This is a genomic window from Pseudomonas sp. SIMBA_068 (genome assembly GCF_046534705.1).
Taxonomy (GTDB): Bacteria; Pseudomonadota; Gammaproteobacteria; order Pseudomonadales; family Pseudomonadaceae; genus Aquipseudomonas; species Aquipseudomonas putida.
The window spans coordinates 1-259 of sequence record NZ_JAWRYI010000896.1; the positions used below are offsets into that span (position 1 = coordinate 1).

General features: G+C 64.9%; 1 pseudogene. It reads right to left on the reverse strand.

Annotation, left to right across the window (positions count from 1 at the left end):
- Window positions 1-259: pseudogene (locus SB756_RS31965) on the reverse strand (hypothetical protein); the annotation flags it as partial.

Consider the following 259-nt stretch of genomic DNA (forward strand, 5'->3'; position numbering starts at 1 on the left):
CTGGCGCACCCGTTCACGAGCGGCTTCCTGCTTCGACTGCGCACTGCGCACCGCCGCGCTGCTTTCATAGGCGATTTTGTCGAGGGTGATCTGCTGCTTAAGCAGCGCCTGTGGCAGTTCAGGCAGCGTAGCGGGGACCACGCCGGTCAGCACGGTCAGTTGCGCGGTGGCGGAACGATGCTGGGCGCGATATTGCTCCAGCGTGGCCTGCATCGCGGCGATGCGGGTTTCTGCCTGCAGCACGTCGGACTGGGAATTG